We start from the raw sequence: 15,390 nt of genomic DNA on the forward strand, positions 1-15,390 counted from the left end.
TGTTCCCGTTTCACGAGTTGAAAGGAGAGAAAATATGCTGCAGCAAACCGATCGAATCGAGGCTTGGAGAAAAACGATGGAGGACGTGCGCGAGGAAATTGCGCAGGTGATCGTCGGGCAGAGCGAAACCGTCGAACAGATGTTGTGGTGCGTATTTGCAGGCGGCCATGCCCTGCTTGAAGGTATTCCCGGACTGGGCAAAACCATGCTGGTCCGTTCGACGGCGGACGCGCTGGATCTTCCGTTCTCGCGGATTCAGTTCACACCCGATCTGATGCCAAGCGACATCACGGGCACCGATATGATCCATTTCGAGAATGCCGGCGGGGTAACGAGCGAGTTCCGGCAGGGACCGCTGTTCGGCAGCATCGTACTGGCCGACGAGATTAACCGGGCCACGCCCAAGACGCAGAGCGCACTGCTCGAAGCGATGCAGGAGAAGACGGTCACGATCGGCGGCGTCACGCATCGTCTGCCGGAACCGTTCTTCGTCCTGGCTACGCAGAATCCGCTGGAGAACGAAGGCACGTATCCGCTGCCCGAAGCGCAGTTGGACCGTTTCCTGCTCAAGCTGGATGTCGACTACCCGTCGCCGGACGAGCTGAAAGAAATCATTCGCCGCACGACCGCACCGCATCAGCGGCAGGCGGTCAAGCGTGCGGACGCCGCTGCACTGATGGAGATCCAGCGCGGTGCCAAAGAGGTGCTGGTGGCCGAAGACGTACTCGATTACGCGGTGCGTCTGCTGATGATGACCCATCCGGATCAGGCGGATGCGCCGGAATCGGTCAAGCGCTATGTCCGGTTCGGTTCGGGACCGCGCGGGCTGCAGGCGATGATCGCCGTATCCAAAGTCCGCGCGGTCATCCAGGGCCGCATGCACGTCTCGAGCGGAGATATCCGGGCTTCGGCCAAGCCCGCCATGCGCCATCGCCTGCTGCTGAATTTCGAAGGACAGGCCGAAGGCGTCTCGCCGGACACGCTGGTCGACGATGTTCTCGCCCGGCTGGAGTCTTCGAGATGAAGCCCGAGGAACTGCTTAGCGCGCAGTGGACTTCGCAGTTGGACCGGTTGACCTTGTCAACGGCAAGACGGGTCCGGGGGACAAGGCAGGGAAGACGGCGTTCAAGAGAACTTGGCGCTTCGCTCGAATTTGCGGATTATCGGGAATACTCGCCGGGCGACGATGTGCGGCGTTTCGATTGGAGTGTCTACGGCAGGACGGGACGCAAAGTGGTCCGGCAGTATCTGGATGAGCAGGAGCTTCAGGTGACGCTGTATGTGGACTGCTCGCAGTCGATGGATTTTGCCGACGAATCTTCGCCATCCAAGCTGCTGCATGCCTCGAGGCTTGCCGCCAGTATCGGCTATATGACGCTTGCGGCGTATGACCGGCTTGGCGTCTACCGGATCGGAGAAAAGGTCGGCGAAGGGCTGCCGCTGCTTCGTGGCCGTCCCGCCGTATATCGCATGCTGAACTTTTTGGCCGGATCGGAGGCGCAGGGCCGGGGCGATCTAGCCGAAGCATTCGCCGAGCGTTCCCGGCTGCCGAAGCTGCCGGGCATGACCTGGATCTTCTCCGACTGCTGGACCGAACGCGGGGAAGAAGAAATGGAAGAAGCGCTGGCGCGGCTTCAGGCCGCCCGGCAGGAAGTGGTCCTGGTGCAGGTCGTAACCCGCGGGGAAATTCAACCCAAGCTGCGCGGCGATCTCAATCTGATCGATGCGGAGCTTGGGACATCCAAGGAAGCCGCGCTTACCGGCCGGCTCGTGGAAGCGTACGAACGGGAATTCGCCGCGTATCGGGGACGTTTGGCCGAATACTGCGCACGTCGGGGAATCGCCTATATACTCGCGCCGACCGATGTTCCGGTCCGGGAAACGGTGCTCGGTACGCTGCGGGAGCAGGGGCTGGTCCGCTAGGCTGGCTGCAGGTTTCCGGCAGGGAGCCAGGTATCGACGCCAAGGCGACCACGAATGAAAGGAGGTGCGGGGAATGGGAATCGGTTCTTGGGCGGGGCTCTGGTTTGCACTGGGGATTCCGGTCATCATCATCATGTATTTGTTCAAACGCAAGTTTATCGACACTCCGGTTTCCAGTCATTTGTTATGGCGGAGGGCGCTGGAAAATACCGAAGCGAACCGTCCCTGGCAGAAGCTGCGCAGCCGTCTGCTGATGTGGCTGCAGCTGCTGGCGGCGGCTCTGCTCGCTTTTGCGCTGATGCGGCCTTTTCTGTGGACGGAAGCCGGAAGCGGGGGGCATACGATCGTAGTGGCCGACGTTTCGGCAAGCATGAATGCCCGTTACCCTGCGGGGCCAGGCGGCGATTCGCTTGAAGCTTCCGCCGCGGCGGCAACGAGGCTCGATGAGATGAAGCGCAGCATTCTGGCGGATACGCGGCAGTCGGGAAGCGGGCTAACGCTGATCCGGATGGGAGGCAGTCCCCAGGTTGTCGAATCGGGCGCTTCGGACCGGACATCCTGGGAACGTGCAGTCGAATCGCTGTCGGCCGATTACGGCCGGACCGCTTACCGCGAAGCGATCTCGCTCGCGTCGGCGGTGGCCGAAGGGCAGGAAGAGGCCCGAATCGTCGTCTATACGGATGCGCAGTGGAATGAGCGTACGGACGATCTGCCGGTTTCGGCGCCGATCGAAGTGCGCCGGATCGACGGAGCGGGCTACCGCAACGCGGCGGTCGAACAGTTCGGGACGGACGGGAGCGGCCGGTTCGTCGGCGTTATCGCGAACACCGGCAGCGCGGCGCTCGAACTTCGGGCGGAACTGTCCGGGGACGGACGCCGGCTGGCGGAAGAGAGTCTGAAGCTTGCGCCGGGCCAGCGGAAGACGGTCACGTTCGGCGCAGCGGAAAAGGCCGACGTATACCGGTTGGGCCTTGCGGATGCGCCGGACGATTATGCGGCGGACGATGACGCTTTCGCTTTTGCGGAAACGGGCGGTACGGTAAAGGTACTGCTGCTGTCGGACGGCAATTTGTTTCTGGAAAAAGCGCTGCGGCTCTCGGGGGCCGAAGTGACCCGCTTCGATCTGTCGGGCGGCGCGCCCACAGCGCAGAGTGCGGAAAATACATCCGGAAATTCGGAAAACGCAAACGGAACAGACGCGGGAACAACGGAAAAAGCAGCGCCTCCGCTGCCGGAAATCCGGCCGGATCTGGTGGTGGTCGAAGGCCAGCTTCCGTCCGCCCTGCAGAGCGGCGAATGGAAACGGCTGCTGGCCGGCGCTGCGGTCTGGACGATCGGCGGCGCACAGGATACGCAGCAGCCGGCCGGGCGGCGGGTGGAAGTATCCGCGCACCCGGTTACCCGGTATTTGACGCTCAGCGAACCGTATTTCGGTCCGCTGACCCGGGACAAGCCGGCCGGACTGACGCCGGTCATGAAGATTGAAGAACGCCCGGCTATCGCGGCGGGCATGGAGAACGGCCGGCGCGCCCTGTGGTTCGGTTTCGATCTGCAGAGCGGCGACCTGCCGCTAAACAGCGAATTCCCGGTACTGGTCAGCAACGCGGTCACTTGGTTGTCCGGCGGCCGCGGAGGGGGTCTCGGCCGCGTCGTATCCGGGGCGGCCGTGGATGTGCCGATTGTGCCGGGCGCTGAAGACGCCGTCTGGCGTCCTCTGCAGGGACTCGCGTTCGCAGCCGGAGCCAAGATGATCGAAGCCGAAAAAGGAGTAAAAGCCGCAGGCGGATCGACGGAAAGCGAAGCGGGTTCGAACGAGCGGCCCGGTGCTTCGGAGCCTGCCGGGAACGCGGCGGGATCTTCGACGCTTCCCAGTTCTTCGCAGCCGGCTCCCCCGGTTCCGGGTTTGTATGCTTTTGAACAAACGGGCCGCGGACTCGGCGACGCTCCGGTCTATCTGCTTGATGTACGGCCGGATGCGTCGGAGTCTGCGGCACCCGCCGGAGAAAATCCGATATTCGGCGGTGCTGCGGTCGATTCGGACGGAGCGGCGCCCGACCGGGCGGCGTCCGGAGACAATCGGGGGCGCTTTGCCCTTACGGCTCTGCTGGCGGCGCTGATCGCCGCGATTATGCTGACGGAATGGGGGGTGTACCGACGTGGGCGTTCAATTTGATCATCCCTGGCTGCTGCTTCTTCTGCTTCCGCTTGCGGGATTTGCCGTATTCGCGCTGCGGGGCCCGGCAAGGATCTCGATGTTTCGGCATCGGCTGGCCGCCTCGCTGCGGACATTGTCCCTGCTGCTGCTCGTGCTGCTGCTGGCCGGCGTGCAGCTGTACACCGTCCAGCGGGAGCACGAAGTGGTCTATGCCGTCGACCGTTCGTCCAGCGCTTCTTCCGCAGACGACGACCGGCAATGGATCGAATCTTCGCTGCGGGAAAAAGGAGCGGATGACCGATTCGCCCTGCTCTCTTTCGGCCGTGACGCTTCGGCGGAGCAGACGATGAGCGGCACTTCGCCGCTTGGGGGGCTGGATGCCGCCGTCGATGAAGATTATACGAATGTACAGCGCGCACTCCAGCTGTCTTCGGGAATGCTCGGCACCGGCGATCCGCGTATTGTGCTGATCAGCGACGGCGAAGAAAATATAGGCAGCATGATCGAGACGGGGCGTCTGTTGAAAAACAGAGGCATCGCGGTGGACGTTCTGGACAAGCCGGATCAAGTTGAGCGCGATGCCTCCGTGGACTCGCTTACCCTGCCGGGCAAGCTGTATCTCGGCGAAGCGTTTACGGTCGAAGCGCAGCTGCGCAGTACGTTCTCGGGAACAGGAGAAATCCGCCTGTACGAAGACAATGTGCAAATCGGGACGCAGACCGTTCGGGTAGAGCGCGGCGAGAACAGCGTACTGCTTCAAGGTCTGGCCAAAAAGCCGGGCCTGCACCGCTACCGGGCCGAGCTGGGCATTCCGGGCGACGGGCAGTCCGCCAACAACGCCGCGTTTGCTTTTACCCGGGTGGCCGGCAGTCCTTCCGTTCTGATCGTCGAAGGCAAGCCGGACACTTCTTCCAATATCCAAAGCGCGCTTAATGTGGGTCTGATCGATACAACCGTCATTCCGCCTTCGCTGCTGCCTTCGCAGATTGCGGATTACGCCCAATACGACAGTATTTTGTTCAACAATGTGTCGGGCGACTCGCTCGGACAAGCCAAAATGGACGCGATCGAAACGGCGGTCCGCAGTTACGGAATCGGCTTCATGATGAGCGGAGGCGATCAAAGCTTCGGATTGGGCGGCTACTTCGATACGCCGATCGAGCGGGCGCTGCCTGTCTCGATGGAACTGGAAGGCAAGCGGAAGATTCCCGAACTCGGCCTGATTCTGGTGATCGACCGATCGGGCAGTATGAGCGGCAGCAAGATCGAGCTGGCCAAAGAAGCGGCTATGCGTACCGTAGAGCTCATGCGGGCCAAAGACACGGTAGGCGTCGTCGCTTTCGACGATGCGCCCTGGTGGGTCGTCGAGCCGAAGAAGCTGACCGACAAAGAAGACGTGCTGCAGCAGATCCAGTCGATTCCGAGCGGAGGCGGAACGAACATCTATCCGGCGATGGCCTCCGCGGGCGAAGCGATCCAAAAGATCGATGCGCAGCGCAAACATATTATTCTGCTGACGGACGGACAGTCCGCAGGCGGAGGGAATTACGACGAACTGCTTGCGGAATTGGGCGAAGGCAACGTCACCGCATCGAGCGTGGCCGTCGGTTCGGACGCGGACCGCGGCCTGCTTAAACGGATCGCGGAGCTGGGCAAAGGCCGATTCTACGACGTGCAGGACGAAACAACGCTGCCTGCGATCTTCAGCCGCGAAGCGGTGCTGCTCGCCCGGACCTATGTCGTCGACAAGCCGTTTACCCCGGCGGTGGCGGATGCGGGAGACTGGGCGGGGCTGTTTGCGGAAGGTCTTCCGCAGATTAACGGCTATGTCGCGGCGAGCGCCAAACCGTCGGCGCAGACGGCGCTGGTCAGTCCCGAACCCGATCCGCTGCTGGTCAAATGGCAGTACGGTTCCGGTCGAAGCGTGGCCTGGACAAGCGATCTGACCGGGGAATGGTCGGGGCAGTGGGTATCTTGGGAGAAGTTTGCCAATGTATTGACCCAGACCGTCAAATGGACGTTCCCGCAGTTTGCCGCTTCGCCGTACCGGATCGAAACGGCAATGAGCGAGGGAGGCACCGAGCTCAGCGTGACGGCTGCGCAGCAGGGAAACAGCACGCTTCCCGGCGAGCTGCTCGCTTCGGTCGGAGGCGACGAAACCGGAGGAAGCAAACCGGTGAAGCTGGTGCAGACCGCTCCGGGGCACTATACCGGCATCCTGCCGGTGAGCGATCCCGGCGCCTACCTGCTTAATCTGTCGCCTGCCGACAGCGAAGAAGCGGCCGGTCTTCCGGCCGCGACAGGCACGGGTCTGGTTATCCCCTACTCGCCGGAATACCGTATCGCTTCCGCTTCCGACCAGGGAGCGCAGCGCCTCGCGGAGCTGGCGCAGCTGACCGGAGGGCGCGTCCTCTCCTGGGACGATCCGGCTGCGGTCTACGCGCAGCCGGCCGCCCCGCACAAACAAATGCGGGATTGGACTTCGCTGCTGCTGGCCGCCGTGCTGGCCTTGTGGATCGCGGATATCGCGATCCGCCGCCTGGCCGTTCCCTGGGAACGGGTCGCCGCCGTACTGGCGGCTCCGTTCACGGCGGCCGGCCGGCGCAGCTTCGCCGCAGACAGCGAAGCCGCTCCCGCGGAGGACGGCGCGCTTGCGCGCCTGACCGCCGCCAAGCGGCGGAGCACGGGCTTCCGCGGCGGCGAGAAACGCGCCGCCGAGAACGCCGCCGCGCCGCCGCAGGGCGCGGCCGACCGGGCCGCCAAGCGGCCGGCCGAGGCTCCCCGCGCCGAAGGCGGGGAGCCGGGGTCCGCGGCAGGCGGGGGCATCGCCTCCGCCGTGGACCGCGTCCGCGCGGAGCGCGGCGCCGGCCAAGCGCAGCCGACCGACCGCTCCGCCGGCATGGCGGGCGCGCGAAGCGCAGCGCCGGGAGCCGCGGGCGAAGCCTCCCGCGGCGGCTCGAAGCCGCCTTCTGCGGCTTCGAAGCGGCCGGATCGGCCGGAGAACGACGCGCCGGCTGGCGGCGGCAGCGCCATGGAGCGGCTGCTGGCCGCCAAGAAGCGCAGCGGACGCTAAAGACGCTGCCGCGGCGCAGAGCAGAGAACCGTTTGAAAGAAACAGACCGCCGAGAACCTTCGCTTCCGATCGGAAGCGGCCGGGTTTTCGGCGGTTTTTGTATTCTTTTCGGCTGATTCGAAGGTGACATCTATCGAAAAAAGTGCCGGATTTACAAAAACCGTTTCTTTTTTTGACAAAAAAGACTGGAAAAGATCGGTCCTTCTCGCTATAAAGGAAGAAAAGGCACCAAGGAAGGAAGAGTTTCCATGAAGATCGATACGAATCCTTCATCCAAACCGCTGCCCGGAACATCGGCCAGGCTGCTGGAAATTTTATCGGTATCGGCCAAACTGGGTCTGACTTCGTTCGGCGGACCGATTGCCCATCTGGGTTATTTTCGCGAGGAATATGTGCGCAGGCGCAGCTGGCTGGATGAACGAAGTTACGCCGAACTTGTCGCGCTGTGCCAGTTTCTGCCGGGGCCGGCCAGCAGTCAGGTCGGGATCGGAATCGGGATCGTGCGGGGAGGTCTGCTCGGCGGGTTGGCGGCCTGGATCGGATTTACGCTGCCGTCGATTCTGCTGCTGATCGCGTTTGCCGTGTTTGTCCAGCATTTCAATATAGCGGGAGCCGGCTGGATTCACGGATTGAAGATCGCCGCGGTTGCGGTCGTGGCCCAGGCACTGCTTGGGATGGGCAGAAGCCTCGCGCCGGATCGCGCACGGGCGACCTTTGCGGTGCTCGCCGCCGCAGCCGTGCTGCTGTGGCCGTCGGCTTTTATCCAGATCGCGGTCATTGCCGCGGCGGCAGCCGGAGGTCTGCTGCTCCTGCGTGCGCAGGAGCCCGATATTCCCGAGCTGTCCGTTCCGGTCGGCAGGAAGTTTGCCGTCTTCTGTCTGATCCTGTTTGCCGTACTGCTGCTGGGACTGCCGATCCTGCGCGCTTCGGGAAGCGGAATCGGGCTGGGATTGGCCGACGGTTTCTACCGGGCGGGGGCACTGGTATTCGGCGGCGGACATGTGGTGCTGCCTCTGCTTGAACGGGAAGTCGTTCCGACGGGCTGGATCGGCGCAGGCGACTTTTTGGCCGGTTATGGAGCGGCGCAGGCCGTTCCCGGCCCGCTGTTTACGTTCGGGGCTTATCTGGGCTGGATGATCGGCGGCCTGAAAGGGGCATTGATCGGTACGGTCGCCATTTTTCTGCCCGCTTTTCTGTTGATCGCCGGTACTCTGCCTTTTTGGAGCACGCTGCGGCAGAATAGAAGGGTCCAGCAAGCTCTGCTTGGAGTCAATGCGGCGGTCGTCGGCATTCTGCTGGCTGCCCTGTACGATCCTCTTTGGACTTCGACCATCCGTTCGGCTGTGGATTTCGCAGGAGCGGCGGGATTGTTTGCACTGCTTGTGTTCTGGAAAACGCCGCCCTGGATCGTGGTGGCGCTTGGAGCGGCGGGCGGATGGATACCGGGGATGTTTTACGGATAGCGGTTTTCGGTTCGGATCCGGCGGAAATATGGACGGAAATAGACATTCCAAAAAGAGCGGACCCCATGATTGCGGCCGCTCTCTTTTTTTGGAGTATTCGTATTAACGTCTCAGCTCGTAGAATTCGCACTGCTGCCGGTCGTAATAATCGAGATCGCTGACGCTCGACTGGACCGCGACCATGGAAGAGTCAAACCGGATAATCAGCCCTCCCGGGTTGATCATCTCGTCGTCGCGGAATACCCGGACGGTTCTTTCCTGCTCCAGGGTTTCCTGGAAATCCGTATCCGTTTCGAGCCTTCGGTTGGTAGCCATGTCCGTCCTCCTCTCGGTATCGGTTCTTGTTTTGCTGCGCGGGCATATGAAGTTATTTTAACACAAAACAAAACGGGAAGAACGATGCACCGGCCGATTGTCGAAGTCGAGCAGAGACCAAGCGCCTCTATTTTTGTCGAAACCCCTTTCGGTCGGGCCAATAGCGCGTATAATAAAACGGAAGCAGGAAGCGAATTTCAGGAGGGTGAACGAATGAATGCCGTAATATTATGGCCGGACGGCGCACCGGACGCTGCCGGAACGACCGATGAAGACGTGCCTGCGATTTTTCCTTATCTGGTGGAAGGAGGAGGCCGGGCGGCCGTAATCGTTTGCCCGGGCGGCGGATATGAGTTTCGCGCCGATCACGAAGGAGAGCCGATTGCGCTCTGGCTGAACACGCTGGGAATCTCGGCTTTCGTTCTGCGCTACCGCGTGGCTCCTTACCGGTATCCGAGCGCGCTGTCGGATGTTCAGCGCGCCGTGCGCACGGTGCGTCACCGTGCGGAAGAGTTTGGCGTCGATCCCGACCGCCTCGGCGTACTGGGCTTCTCGGCCGGCGGACATCTGGCTTCGACGGCCGGGACGCTGCATGATGCGGGAACTGCGGATGCGACCGATCCGATCGAACGGTATTCCAGCCGGCCGGATCTGCTGATGCTGTGCTATCCGGTGATTACGCTGAGCGAACCTTATACCCATGAAGGATCGCGTACGGCGCTGCTGGGTGCGGATGCATCGCCTGCGGACATCGATGCGCTGTCGAGCGAACGCAATGTGACTGCGGATACGCCGCCGACTTTCCTGTGGCACACTTCTGAAGACGGTCTTGTTCCGGTAGAGAACAGCCTGTGGTTCGCTTCGGCTCTCGGGCGCAGCGGCGTGCCGTTCGATCTGCATGTCTATGCTCTCGGCGGACACGGTATGGGGATGGCCGGCGGGGATGAGCATGTCCGTCATTGGACAGGCCAATGCGCATCGTGGTTAAAACTCAACGGATTTGCCGACCGGGTGTGACCGGACGGAGTCGGACCGCATTTGTACAGCAAGAAGGCCCCGCCAAGAAGCGGACCGCCTTCTTCTTTTTTTGCCGGCATAAGTGTGGAAAGGTTCTTGTTTTGCGCTGCGCATTTTTTGCGAAATGGTGATTCAGCAAAATTCGGACAGGTGAATGAACAGTGAAAAGGAGGTGGAAACGTTTCCTGCAAAAGAAGGGAAACATTCGATTCGAGGGTATTCCTGACAGCGGCACCAATACAAAAAACAAATTGGAACCGCTTACCTGTTCTTATTTTGACGGAACGCCCGGTTTTACTGCCATGACGAGTCCATTCGTTCCCGGAAAGCGGTTTTTCGTTTTGCGAATTTCAAAAAAACCGTATTGACACTTCTAATATTCGGGTTTATGATGTGTATCGAAACGATTCGACGAGCTTAGAAAGCGTTTCCTGAATTGCGGGAAACGTTTCCTATGAATTTCAAACGTTCATGGAGGCACCGGCTTGCGAAGTCTTACAGACGTTCTACAACCGAGGTGAAGCGGCAAACGAGATGAACATCAAGGACATTGCGAAAATTTCCGGCGTGGGCATATCTACGGTATCGAGAGTGCTCAACAACAGCGGCGTAGTCAGCGATACGACCCGTGCCAGGGTGCTGTCTGTGGTCAAGAAGTACAATTATGTGCCCAACAGCAACGCACGCAACCTGAAGAAGATCCAGTCCAACACGATCGCATTGATGGTGAAAGGCATTTCCAATCCCTTTTTCGCCAACATGATCAAGGAAGTCGAACGTCAGGTGCATCTCCGGGGCTGCCCGCTGATGATTCAGCAGGTTGAAGACGGAGTGGATGAAGTCGGTGCGGCCATGCAGCTCATCAAGGAAAAGAATCTGTACGGCGTCATTTTTATGGGCGGGACGTACGATCATTCCGAAGAAGAGTTCCGGCAGCTCGGCGTCCCTTTTGTCCTGACCACGATCACCACCTTGAAGGACGTTGATCCGTCCGCTTTTTCCAGCGTATCGATCGACGATGTGCAGAGCGCCTACAAAGCGACAAGCTATCTGATTTCGCTGGGGCATCGCCACATCTGTTTTCTGGCCCGATTTCCTTTCCGGGAGAATACGATCGGCAGCCGACGGCTGCTTGGTTACAAGAAAGCGCTTGAAGAGCACGGAATCGAATACGATCCGGCGCTCGTTGAAGATTGCGAGTACGCGCCGAGCTTCGGCTTCGCGGCCGCCAAACGCCTGCTGAACAAAAATCTGGGCGTTACGGCCATGTTCGCCGCTTCGGACGCGATTGCGATTGGCGCCGCGAAAGCGGTTCTCTCCTCCGGCCTGTCCATTCCTGGCGATGTTTCGGTCGTCGGATTCGACGGCATCGAAATGGCGGAATACTATCATCCGTCGCTCGATACCGTCAGTCAGCCGGGAGTCGAAATGGCCCATGTCAGCGTCGAGATTTTGTTCGATCTGATTGCGGGAGAGACGGCGAACCGACATGTGGTATTCGAATCCATGCTCGTCAAGCGCGGCTCCAGCCGGAAGATCAATTGAAGGAGCAGGGGAGCCGGGGAGCCGGGCTTCCCGCCGCCCCTTCCGGCATGAAGCGGTCACCGGAACGTTTCGCATCGGAGATGCAAGCAACCGCTTGCTGAAACCGCTCCCGCGGAATCGGCCGTTGTCCTGCGCTGATCGAAACGATTCGTCTGTAGGGCAGACAGCGGCTCGGCCGTTTCTTTTTCAAAGCATTATCAGACCCAAGTAGAGTGAGGAGATGTCGTGTGAAACCCGCAGCTATATCCCCGGGCTCGTCCAAAGGGGAACAATCGAAGTTCAAGAGATTATTCGTAGAGATCTGGAAGTACCGAATGACGTACACGCTGCTTATTCCCGGTTTGATCTGGCTGATCCTGTTCTCGTATCTGCCGATGGGCGGATTGTCGCTGGCCTTCAAGCATTATCGCGCGAACGACGGCATTTGGGGCAGCGAATGGACCGGATTGGAAAACTTCATGTACGTATTCCGCGATCCGGCGTTCCTGGACGCGGTATGGCGGACGCTGTACGTAAACATCATCAAACTGTTCATTACGTTCCCGTTCCCGATCCTGCTCGCCCTGCTGCTGAACGAGCTGCGGATGAGACGTTATAAGAAAGTGCTGCAAACGGCCTTTACGTTCCCGCACTTCCTGTCGTGGATTATCGTATCGGGTATTATCATCAACGTGTTGGCCTATGACGGTTTCGTCAACAGCCTGCTTGCGCTGCTCGGTCTGCCGACGATCAACTTCCTCGGTTCCGAACAGAACTTTTATCCGATGATTATCCTGACCGATATCTGGAAGTCGACCGGTTGGGGCGCGATCGTGTTCCTGGCAGCCATCTCCGGCATCGATCAGGAACAGTACGAAGCGGCGCAGATCGACGGTGCGACGCGGATGCAGCAGATGTTCCGGGTCACGCTTCCGAATATCATGCCGACGGTAACGATCATGTTCATCCTGTCGGTCGGCGGACTGATGTCTTCCGGCTTCGACCAGATCTTCAACTTGGCGAACGCCGCCACGCAAAACGTATCGCAGGTACTCGACGTATACATCTATCGGATCACGTTCCAGTCCTCGACGGACTTCGGGTTCTCGACCGCGGTCAGCTTGTTCCGTTCCGTAGTGAACATGGTCCTGCTGCTGCTGGCCGACCGGGCGGCGAAATGGATGGGCGGAGACGGCCTGTTCCGATAAGAGAGGAGAACGAACCCAATGAGTACTTTGGCGAGAAAAACAAAAAAAGTAAAAGTGGGCACAAGCCGAATGGGCCTTATGGATTACATCATTTTCGTAATTCTGACGCTCGGCGCCCTGTCGATCCTGGTTCCGTTCTGGAACGTCATCATGATTTCGTTCGCAACGCAGAAAGAATACGCCGCGAACCCGCTGCTGATGTGGCCGAAAGATCCGACGCTCGCTTCCTACAAAGCGCTGTTCGCGGACGGAAGTATCGGAACCGGCTACTGGAACACGATCAAACTTATGGCAGCGGGCCTACCGCTGAGCCTGTTCTTGACGGTGAGTATGGCCTACGGCCTGAGCCGTCCGAAATTCCCGGGCAAAAAGCCGATTTTCTTCCTTATTTTGTTCACCATGATCTTCAACGGCGGCATCGTGCCTCTGTACCTGGTCATGAGAGACCTGCATCTGACCGGTTCGCTCTGGGCCGTCATTCTGACAGGGAGCTTCAGCGTATTCAACATGATTCTGATGATGAACTATTTCCAGGGGCTGCCGGAATCGCTGATGGAATCCGCGAGACTCGACGGCGCAGGCGAATGGCGAATCCTGGCCTCTATCGTTCTTCCGCTGGCCGCTCCGATCATGGCGACCATCGCCCTGTTCTACGGGGTCGCGTTCTGGAACAGCTGGTACGATGCCATGATCTTCCTGCGCAAGGCCGATCAGCTTCCCCTGCAGAATGTGCTGCGGGCGATCATCGTCGAATCGCAAACCAATGCCTCCAACGCGACCAGCGTCGGCCAGGGCATGACGCAGTCTTTCTCGACGGGTATGAAAATGGCGGCGGTATTCGTAACCATGGTTCCGATCATGGCTTTCTTCCCGCTGCTGCAGAAGCACTTCGCCAAAGGGGTATTGACAGGGGCTATCAAGACCTGATGATACGATAATAGATTTGCAAGGGTACAAAAAGGCTTTTCAAATCTTATTGAACAATGGGGGTAAAACATGAAAGCGAACAAGATGTTTTCGGTCAAAGCGCTGTTTCTGCTTGCACTGTCCGTCATGATGGTGCTTGTAACGGCCTGCGGCAGCGGCGGTTCCGGCGATTCCAAAACGGGAACCGCGGATGCCAAGAACGAGGATGGAACGTACAAAGACACTCAGACCATCTCGTATGCCAGCGTAACGGACGTATCGAAAGCCAAAATGGATGACAAGTTCCACAAATTCTTTACCGACAAATTCAATATCAAATGGGATTACAACTACATCGACTGGGATTCCTGGCCGGAAAAAATGCGTCTCTGGATCAACTCCGGCGATCTGCCGGACTTCGCGAGCTGGAACTACGTGAACGGGGACGCGATGAACTATATCGACCAGGGCCTGTTCTACAAGTTCCCGGACGACTGGAAAGAGCGTTGGCCGGAAACCGCCAAAGCTTACGCAACGACGGGTCTGGGCGACCGTCTCGAAGAAAAAGTCGGCGGCACTTACGTTCTGCCTAAACCGGTCTACTTCAAAAACCAGCCGGCCGATCCGCTGCTGAACCAAATCGGCGTCGTCGCAATCCGCAAGGACTGGGCGAAAGAAGTCGGCTTCGAACTGAAAGATGCCTATAAAATGAGCGAACTGATGGAATTCGCCAAACTGGTCAAAGAAAAAGACCCGGGCAAAGTCGGTTCCAAGATGGTCCCGATGTCCTTTAACGCAGGCGATCTGCTGACCGGATTCATGATGGCGAACAACGAGCACTCCCGCGTCGAGTCCGCTTTCTACAAAGGCGAAGACGGCAAATACAAATGGGGACCGGCGGATGAATCGACTCTTGACGGCCTGAAACTGATGCAAAAAGCTTACAAAGACGGTCTGCTTGATCCGGAATTCTATACCTGGAAAAACAATGAAGGACGCGACGCGTTCAGAGTAACAGGCGTTTCCGCAGTCGGCGGCCTGGGCGGTCTGGCTTCGTACAGACAAGAGATGGATACCGACATGAGAAAGAACCTGAAATTGGAAAGCTCCGACGTGGTGCACGAAGCGCTGGTTATTGGCGAAGACGGCAAATACCGCAATCTGGAGCAAGTCAACTTCTGGTCGTCTCTGGTGTTCTCGCCGGACATCTCTCAAGAAAAATTCGAGCGGATCATGGACATGGTTGAATACTCCGTATCCGACGACGCGCAGCGTTTGCTGAATCTGGGCTTCGAAGGCGAGGACTGGAAAGAAGAAAACGGCGAGATCGTAAGTACGCTGCCGGAAGGCACCACGCTTGAAGACAAATACCCGGGCCGTTTCGAAGGTCTGTATGTCTTGGGTGACGACTTCAGCGTGATCAACCCGGCAATCAAAAAAGAATTCCGCGAGCGTTCGGTCGAACTGTACAAAGAAAAAGCGAAAATGAGCACCGATGCGAACGGCGCGATGGCTGCCTACGATTGGGACTTCCAACTCTATAATTCCAAAGCGAAAGACCAGGCGAACTTCACTTACGAAACCGAATACGCCAACCTGATTCTGCAGCCGGGCGATCTGGAAGCCAACTGGAAGAAGTGGGTAGAAAGCAAGCAGTCGATCGTTCAACCGGTAATCGAAGAACTGAACAAAGAATTCGCGAAATAAAAGAGATATAACCAGCAGCACTCCGGCCCGGGAAGCATTACGCCTGTCGGACCGGCCTTATGAAAAACCCGGTGCGCGCGGAAGTTCCGCACGAACCGG

11 protein-coding genes are annotated in these 15,390 nt (G+C 59.2%); 10 read left to right on the forward strand and 1 reads right to left on the reverse strand.

What is annotated here, in order from left to right; genetic code table 11:
* Window positions 1–34: 34 nt before the first annotated feature.
* The 5 genes from HOP44_RS07405 (at window position 35) to chrA (ending at window position 8,614) form a co-directional block, all read left to right on the forward strand.
* The gene (locus HOP44_RS07405; RefSeq protein ID WP_172252028.1) at window positions 35–1,024 is read left to right on the forward strand and encodes an AAA family ATPase; all 990 of its coding nucleotides are present in this window, start codon (window positions 35–37) and stop codon (window positions 1,022–1,024) included.
* Entirely contained in the window at window positions 1,021–1,923 is a 903-nt protein-coding gene (locus HOP44_RS07410) for a DUF58 domain-containing protein (RefSeq protein WP_172252030.1), read from the forward strand. Before HOP44_RS07405 ends, HOP44_RS07410 begins: the two co-directional genes overlap by 4 nt.
* Window positions 1,924–1,996: 73 nt before the next feature.
* A complete protein-coding gene (locus HOP44_RS07415; RefSeq protein WP_172252032.1) occupies window positions 1,997–4,096 on the forward strand; it encodes a vWA domain-containing protein in 2,100 nt (699 codons plus the stop codon).
* Complete coding sequence (locus HOP44_RS07420; RefSeq protein ID WP_172252034.1) at window positions 4,080–7,151, forward strand: VWA domain-containing protein; 3,072 nt, start codon at window positions 4,080–4,082, stop codon at window positions 7,149–7,151. The genes HOP44_RS07415 and HOP44_RS07420 overlap by 17 nt, the downstream gene beginning before the upstream one ends.
* Before the next feature lie 248 nt (window positions 7,152–7,399).
* Window positions 7,400–8,614 carry a chromate efflux transporter gene (gene chrA, locus HOP44_RS07425; RefSeq protein ID WP_172252036.1) on the forward strand — a complete coding sequence of 405 codons (1,215 nt, stop codon included), beginning with the start codon at window positions 7,400–7,402 and terminating at the stop codon, window positions 8,612–8,614.
* A 102-nt stretch (window positions 8,615–8,716) separates the two neighbouring features.
* On the opposite strand, the gene HOP44_RS07430 is transcribed toward chrA, so the two are convergent.
* Window positions 8,717–8,929: a hypothetical protein gene (locus tag HOP44_RS07430; protein WP_172252038.1), complete on the reverse strand. Its 213-nt coding sequence runs from the start codon at window positions 8,927–8,929 to the stop codon at window positions 8,717–8,719.
* A gap of 213 nt (window positions 8,930–9,142) precedes the next feature.
* Here HOP44_RS07430 and HOP44_RS07435 point away from each other — a divergent pair, with 213 nt between their 5' ends.
* The 5 genes from HOP44_RS07435 to HOP44_RS07455 all read left to right on the forward strand — a co-directional run bounded on the left by HOP44_RS07435 (window position 9,143) and on the right by HOP44_RS07455 (window position 15,291).
* Window positions 9,143–9,946, forward strand: coding sequence for an alpha/beta hydrolase (locus tag HOP44_RS07435; RefSeq protein WP_172252040.1), 804 nt, complete (start codon window positions 9,143–9,145; stop codon window positions 9,944–9,946).
* A gap of 534 nt (window positions 9,947–10,480) precedes the next feature.
* Window positions 10,481–11,491 (forward strand): LacI family DNA-binding transcriptional regulator, encoded by a 1,011-nt coding sequence (locus HOP44_RS07440; RefSeq protein WP_172252042.1) that lies wholly within the window; start codon window positions 10,481–10,483, stop codon window positions 11,489–11,491.
* Between the two features lie 227 nt (window positions 11,492–11,718).
* Window positions 11,719–12,678 (forward strand): ABC transporter permease, encoded by a 960-nt coding sequence (locus HOP44_RS07445; RefSeq protein ID WP_172252044.1) that lies wholly within the window; start codon window positions 11,719–11,721, stop codon window positions 12,676–12,678.
* Between the two features lie 18 nt (window positions 12,679–12,696).
* Complete coding sequence (locus HOP44_RS07450) at window positions 12,697–13,605, forward strand: carbohydrate ABC transporter permease (RefSeq protein ID WP_172252046.1); 909 nt, start codon at window positions 12,697–12,699, stop codon at window positions 13,603–13,605.
* Between the two features lie 69 nt (window positions 13,606–13,674).
* A complete protein-coding gene (locus tag HOP44_RS07455) occupies window positions 13,675–15,291 on the forward strand; it encodes a type 2 periplasmic-binding domain-containing protein (protein WP_172252048.1) in 1,617 nt (538 codons plus the stop codon).
* Window positions 15,292–15,390: the final 99 nt, after the last annotated feature.

Origin of the sequence: Saccharibacillus deserti, from assembly GCF_013618475.1 — a bacterium.
Classification (GTDB): domain Bacteria; phylum Bacillota; class Bacilli; order Paenibacillales; family Paenibacillaceae; genus Saccharibacillus; species Saccharibacillus deserti.

Coding starts and splice junctions, on each gene's coding strand:
- HOP44_RS07405 (WP_172252028.1), top strand. CDS start 35: ATGCTGCAGCAAACCGATCGAATCGAGGCTTGGAGAAAAACGATGGAG.
- HOP44_RS07410 (WP_172252030.1), top strand. CDS start 1,021: ATGAAGCCCGAGGAACTGCTTAGCGCGCAGTGGACTTCGCAGTTGGAC.
- HOP44_RS07415 (WP_172252032.1), top strand. CDS start 1,997: ATGGGAATCGGTTCTTGGGCGGGGCTCTGGTTTGCACTGGGGATTCCG.
- chrA (WP_172252036.1), top strand. CDS start 7,400: ATGAAGATCGATACGAATCCTTCATCCAAACCGCTGCCCGGAACATCG.
- HOP44_RS07430 (WP_172252038.1), bottom strand. CDS start 8,929: ATGGCTACCAACCGAAGGCTCGAAACGGATACGGATTTCCAGGAAACC.
- HOP44_RS07435 (WP_172252040.1), top strand. CDS start 9,143: ATGAATGCCGTAATATTATGGCCGGACGGCGCACCGGACGCTGCCGGA.
- HOP44_RS07440 (WP_172252042.1), top strand. CDS start 10,481: ATGAACATCAAGGACATTGCGAAAATTTCCGGCGTGGGCATATCTACG.
- HOP44_RS07450 (WP_172252046.1), top strand. CDS start 12,697: ATGAGTACTTTGGCGAGAAAAACAAAAAAAGTAAAAGTGGGCACAAGC.
- HOP44_RS07455 (WP_172252048.1), top strand. CDS start 13,675: ATGAAAGCGAACAAGATGTTTTCGGTCAAAGCGCTGTTTCTGCTTGCA.